Raw genomic sequence first — 4,887 nt, 5'->3', positions numbered from 1 at the left:
ACGCCGCGGCGACGTGGCTGTGGGTCGGGCTCTTCGCCGCACGCCTGGCGGTGCAGGTGCCGCTCTACCTCGAGGGGTCGGTCGGCTGGCTCGGTACCGCGCGCCTCGTCATGGGCCTGCCGCTGTGGGCGCTCGTCCTGTGGCTGACGTGGGTGCTCGTGCGGCGACGCCCGGCCGCGACCGACGACCAGCGCGCGGCCTGACGACGCCCGCCCGGGGCCGGGCGTCCCGGGTCAGCGGGCCTCCGGACCCTCGACCGCCTCGTCGAACGCCGGCGGGAGCGGGACGCCCCCGTCGTCCTCGGGCGGCAGCACGGCCGCGACGTCGCGGGCCGAGCCGCCGTCCGCGGGCTCGACGAGCAGGCGCGCGAGCGCGCCCTCGTCCGCCTCGTTGCCCGTGACGAGGAGGAGCTCGTCGCCCGCCTCCAGGGTGTCGTCCTGGCTCGGGGCCATCGGCCGCGTGCCGCGCACGACGGCGGCGAGCACCGTGTCCGCGGGCCAGGCCACGGCACCCACGCGGCGCCCGACGAGCGGCGACGACGCGGGCAGGGTGACCTCGAGGATGTCGGCGCCCGACTGGTGGAACGTGAAGATGCGCACGAGGTCGCCCACGGCGACGGCCTCCTCGACCATGGCCGTCATGATGCGCGGCGTGGAGACCGCCACGTCGACGCCCCACGACTCGTCGAACATCCACTCGTTCTTGGGGTTGTTCACGCGCGCGACCGTGCGGGGCACGCCGAACTCCGTCTTGGCGAGGAGCGACACGACGAGGTTCACCTTGTCGTCGCCGGTCGCGGCGACGATGACGTCGCACTCGTCCACCTTCGCCTCGGCGAGCGAGGACAGCTCGCACGCGTCGGCGAGCAGCCAGTCGGCGTCGGCGACCTGCGCGACCCGCATCGCGGCGGGCTGCTTGTCGACGAGCATGACCTCGTGGTCGTGGCTGAGCAGCTCGCGCGCGATGGAGCGCCCGACCGAACCGGCCCCGGCGATGACGACACGCATCACTCGACCTCCGTCCGCGGCGCCTGCGTGAGGAGCCGTTCGACGGCCGGCGCCTCCTCGGTACCCATGAGCACGTGCAGCACGTCGTTCTCCTGCAGGACGGTGCGCTCGGTGACGAGCGTGCCGTCGCCGAAGCGGCTGACGAACGCCACGCGCGCCCCGGTGGCCTCCTCGAGCGCCCGCACCGTGCGACCCACCCAGCCCGGGTGGAAGTCGACCTGGGCGAGCCGCACCCGGCCCGACGGGTCGCGGTACTCGTCGGTCGCGCCGAGCGGCAGCATGCGGCGCAGGACCTGGTCCGCGGTCCAGCGGACGGTGGCGACGGTCGGGATGCCGAGGCGCTGGTAGATCTCCGCGCGCTGCGGGTCGTAGATGCGGGCCACGACCTTCTCGACGCCGAAGGTCTCGCGCACGACGCGCGCCGAGAGGATGTTCGAGTTGTCGCCGTCGGACACCGCCGCGAACGCGTAGGCGTCCTCGATGCCGGCCTGCACGAGCGTGTCCCGGTCGAAGCCGACCCCCGTGACCTTCTTGCCCGTGAACTCGCCCGGCAGGCGACGGAACGCGTCCGGGTTCTGGTCGACGACCGCCACGGAGTGGCCGCTGTCCTCGAGCGAGTGCGCGAGCGTCGCGCCGACGCGTCCGCAGCCCATGATCACGAAGTGCACGCAACGAACGCTATACCGCCGCGGGCGCGGGGTGGCGGGCATAGCATGAGACCTCGTGTCGGAGATCGCAGATGCCGCGAAGCGGCTGCTCGTCGGGCGGCCGGTCCGCAGCGAACGTCTGGGGCACACCCTGCTGCCCAAGCGCATCGCGCTGCCCGTCTTCGCCTCGGACGCGTTGTCGTCCGTCGCCTACGCCCCTGACGAGATCCTCCTCACCCTGGCGATCGCCGGCCTGACGGCGACGACCGTCTCGCCGTGGGTGGGCCTCGCCGTCGTCGTGGTGCTGCTGACGGTCGTGGCGTCGTACCGGCAGAACGTGCGGGCGTACCCGTCGGGCGGCGGCGACTACGAGGTCGCGACGGTCAACCTCGGGCCCTCCGCGGGCGTGGGCGTGGCGTCGGCGCTCCTCGTCGACTACGTGCTGACCGTCGCCGTGTCGATCTCCTCCGGGGCCCAGTACGCCGCCAGCGCCATCCCGGCCCTGCGCGGGCACGAGGCCGCGTTCGCGGTCGGGCTCGTCGTGCTGCTCACGCTCGTGAACCTGCGCGGCGTCAAGGAGTCGGGATCGTTCTTCGCGATCCCCGTCTACCTGTTCATGCTCGCGATCGGCCTGACGGCGGTCGTGGGGTTCTTCCGGTACGTCACCGGGACGCTGCCGCAGGCCGAGAGCGCCGGCTTCGAGCTCGTCGCCCAGGACGGCTTCGACCAGGGCCTCATGGGGATCGCCGGCGCCTTCCTCGTGGCGCGCGCGTTCGCCTCGGGCTGCGCCGCGCTCACCGGGGTCGAGGCGATCAGCAACGGCGTGCCGGCGTTCCGCAAGCCCAAGTCGCGCAACGCGGCGACCACGCTCGCCCTGCTGGGCGCGATCTCCGCGGTGATGATCGTCTCGATCCTCCTGCTCGCACGGGCGACGGGGGTCCACTACGCGGAGGACCCGCACCTGCAGCTCACGTCCGGCGGCAGGCCGCTGCCGGAGGACTACGTGCAGCACCCGGTCATCGGGCAGCTCGCCGAAGCGGTGTTCAGCGGGTTCCCCGTCGCGTTCTACGTCGTCTCGGCGGTCACCGGCCTCATCCTCGTGCTCGCGGCCAACACGGCGTTCAACGGGTTCCCGGTGCTCGGCTCGATCCTCGCCAAGGACGGCTACCTCCCGCGCCAGCTCCACACGCGCGGTGACCGGCTCGCGTTCTCCAACGGCATCCTCACGCTCGCGGTCGCGGCGATCGTGCTCATCTGGGCCTTCGACGCCGAGGTCACACGGCTCATCCAGCTGTACATCGTCGGCGTCTTCGTCTCCTTCACCCTCTCCCAGCTCGGCATGGTGCGGCACTGGACACGAGCCCTGCGGAAGGAGCACCAGCCGCGCGAACGGGCGCGCATGCGGCGCTCGCGCGTCGTCAACTCGGTCGGGCTGGCCATGACCGGCACGGTGCTCGTCATCGTCCTCGTCACGAAGTTCACGCACGGGGCCTGGATCGCGATCCTCGCCATGGGGCTCGTGTTCGTGCTCATGCGGGCCATCCGCACGCACTACGACACGGTCCGCGAGGAGCTCGCGCTCGGCGACGACGTCACGCAGGCGCGCGCGCTGCCGAGCCGCGTCCACGCCATCGTGCTCGTGTCGAAGATCCACAAGCCGACGCTGCGCGCGCTCGCCTACGCGCGGGCGTCGCGCCCGTCCGTCATCGAGGCCGTCACCGTGGGCGTCGACCCCGGCGACGTCGCGGAGCTCATGCGCGAGTGGGAGGCGCTCGACCTGCCGGTCCCGCTGCGCGTGCTCGACTCGCCGTTCCGCGAGATCACGCGGCCGGTGCTGTCGTACGTGCGCTCGGTCCGCCGCGAGTCGCCGCGCGACCTCGTCGTCGTGTACATCCCCGAGTACGTCGTCGGCCACTGGTGGGAGCAGCTCCTGCACAACCAGAGCGCGCTGCGGCTCAAGGGCCGGCTGCTGTTCACGCCGGGCGTCGTCGTCGCGTCCGTGCCGTGGCAGCTGTCGTCGTCCGAGGGGCACACGGGCCTCGAGGGCGAGGGCTTCCGCCCGCGCTACCCCGGGACCTGACGCCCGGCGGGTCCGGGATACTGGGACCATGCCCTCCACCCCGCGCCGCCGGTCCGCCGCACCCGCCCGCCCCGCCCCGCGGCCTGACGTCGAGATCGAGATCGAGCTCGAGGTCGGGCCGGTCGCCCACGGCGGGCACTGCGTCGCCCGGCACGAGGGCCGCGTCGTGTTCGTCCGCCACGCGCTGCCGGGCGAGCGCGTCCGCGCGCGCGTCACCGAGGGCGGCCCGGGCGCGAAGTTCTGGCGCGCCGACACGGTCGAGGTGCTCGAGGCGTCCGCCGACCGCGTCGCCTCCGCGTGGCCGGCCGCCGGCCCGGGCGGCGTCGGCGGGGGAGAGCTCGCGCACGTCGCCCTGCCGGCACAACGCCGCTGGAAGCGGGACGTGCTCGCCGAGCAGCTGCGCCGCCTCGCCGGCGTCGACGTCGCCGGGGAGAGGGGGCCGCGGCTCGAGGTGGAGGGACTGCCCGGCGACGACGACCGCGGCGGCCTCGGGTACCGCACGCGCATCGACCTCGTGGCCGACGACGCCGGGCGCGCCGGGATGCACCGGTACCGCTCGCACGACGTCGTGCCGCTCGACGCCATGCCGCTCGCGACGGACGACGTGCTCGAGCTCGCCGCGCGCGAGCGCGTGTGGACCCGACGGTGGCGCCCGGGCACGCGCCTCGAGCTCGTGGCGCCGAGCGCGGGGGCGCCCCTGCTCCTCGTCGACGGCGAGCCCTGGCGCGCCGGGTCCCTCGACACGCGCCCGAACGCGCGGCGCAGCGTCACCGAGCGGGTCGAGGTCGGCGGCACCGAGCACGCGTACCGCGTCGCCGCCGCCGGGTTCTGGCAGGTGCACCGCGAGGCGCCCGCGGCGCTCGCGGAAGCCGTCCTCGCCGCGGCGGGCGACCTCGACGGCGCACGCGTCCTCGACCTGTACGCCGGGGCGGGGCTCTTCACGCTCCCGCTCGCCGCGGCCGTCGGGGCGTCCGGGCGGGTCGTGGCCGTCGAGGGCGACGAGCGGGCGGTGCGTGACGCGCGGCGCAACGCGCACGGCGTCGGGACGGTCGAGCTGCACCACGGGCCGGTCGAGCACGTGCTCGCGGGCCGGGGCGAGGGCACGGAGGACGTCGCGCGCGGGGGAGCGGACGTCGTCGTGCTCGACCCGCCG

At 74.4% G+C, this 4,887-nt stretch carries 5 protein-coding genes; 3 read left to right on the top strand and 2 right to left on the bottom strand.

Annotation, left to right across the window (positions count from 1 at the left end; all coding sequences use genetic code 11):
* On the top strand, nucleotides 1-203 hold a 203-nt coding region (locus JZ5iCDA_RS15640; protein WP_139123157.1), incomplete at its 5' end, for a DUF3159 domain-containing protein.
* Nucleotides 204-233: 30 nt separating this feature from the next.
* Here the strand turns inward: JZ5iCDA_RS15640 and JZ5iCDA_RS15635 are convergent.
* Both JZ5iCDA_RS15635 and JZ5iCDA_RS15630 read right to left on the bottom strand, forming a co-directional pair.
* The gene (locus JZ5iCDA_RS15635) at nucleotides 234-1,007 is read right to left on the bottom strand and encodes a potassium channel family protein (RefSeq protein WP_083260076.1); all 774 of its coding nucleotides are present in this window, start codon (nucleotides 1,005-1,007) and stop codon (nucleotides 234-236) included.
* Entirely contained in the window at nucleotides 1,007-1,660 is a 654-nt protein-coding gene (locus tag JZ5iCDA_RS15630) for a potassium channel family protein (RefSeq protein WP_069387988.1), read from the bottom strand. Before JZ5iCDA_RS15630 ends, JZ5iCDA_RS15635 begins: the two co-directional genes overlap by 1 nt.
* A 70-nt stretch (nucleotides 1,661-1,730) precedes the next feature.
* Here JZ5iCDA_RS15630 and JZ5iCDA_RS15625 point away from each other — a divergent pair, with 70 nt between their 5' ends.
* Together JZ5iCDA_RS15625 and JZ5iCDA_RS15620 are read left to right on the top strand one after the other, a co-directional pair.
* Complete coding sequence (locus JZ5iCDA_RS15625; RefSeq protein WP_069387987.1) at nucleotides 1,731-3,734, top strand: APC family permease; 2,004 nt, start codon at nucleotides 1,731-1,733, stop codon at nucleotides 3,732-3,734.
* A 28-nt stretch (nucleotides 3,735-3,762) separates the two neighbouring features.
* A partial coding sequence (locus JZ5iCDA_RS15620; protein WP_069387986.1) for a class I SAM-dependent RNA methyltransferase occupies nucleotides 3,763-4,887 on the top strand: 1,125 nt, incomplete at its 3' end.

The organism is Cellulosimicrobium cellulans, assembly GCF_001722485.1.
Lineage (GTDB): Bacteria > Actinomycetota > Actinomycetes > Actinomycetales > Cellulomonadaceae > Cellulosimicrobium > Cellulosimicrobium cellulans_A.
Note: the sequence above shows the minus strand (reverse complement) of the source record. Positions and strands in the feature narration are given on the sequence as shown.

Coding starts and splice junctions, on each gene's coding strand:
- JZ5iCDA_RS15635 (WP_083260076.1), bottom strand. CDS start 1,007: ATGCGTGTCGTCATCGCCGGGGCCGGTTCGGTCGGGCGCTCCATCGCG.
- JZ5iCDA_RS15630 (WP_069387988.1), bottom strand. CDS start 1,660: ATGGGCTGCGGACGCGTCGGCGCGACGCTCGCGCACTCGCTCGAGGAC.